This window comes from Moraxella sp. K127 (genome assembly GCF_015223095.1).
Classification (GTDB): Bacteria; Pseudomonadota; Gammaproteobacteria; order Pseudomonadales; family Moraxellaceae; genus Moraxella.
On the sequence record NZ_JADFBZ010000111.1, the window covers coordinates 1 to 608 of the forward strand.

Consider the following 608-nt stretch of genomic DNA (forward strand, 5'->3'; position numbering starts at 1 on the left):
TTAATCCAAATCTTTTTCTGCGATTGCGGTAGCGACATGATAAGATTTTAAAACACTTGAGTTTCCCAATGACATGTTCATTGGTTACTCGCTTGGATGATAACTTGCGATTTGCTTTTTTATCTGCTTTGGTTAAAGGTTTAAGTTTTGTCTTTTTCTTTGGTAGTTGGCTATTTGCATGAGTTTGTTGTATGCCTTGATAGCCTGAATCTACTTAAATCAAAATACTTTGTTTGATGGTTATTTTTGATGATTGGTAGAGTTTAAAGTCATGCATGCCTTCTCTACCAACATGGGTGCATAGTATTCTCTTACTCTTTTTATCAACAACAATTTGTGCTTTTAAGGTATGACGTTTCTTTTTGTCTGAGTACTGTCGCCTTTGCTTTTTTTAGGTCTCTCTATGGGGATTTCTGTGGCATCAATGAGTACAGTTTCAAGGTTGTTGTCTTGCCATAAGGCTTTTTTACCTGGCAAGGCAAAGTCTTTGTGATTGATGAGTATACCTTCCACCCATTTAATTGCCTTGCACACAGCACTTTTAGTAATACCAAAGTCTTGGGCTATGTGAAATTGACTGCGGTATTCTCTGTAGTAGTTTAAGGTTA

General features: G+C 36.3%; 1 pseudogene. It reads right to left on the reverse strand.

Features of this window, described 5'->3' with window-relative positions:
* A pseudogene (locus IM753_RS13130) lies at nucleotides 1–608 on the reverse strand (IS5 family transposase); the annotation flags it as partial.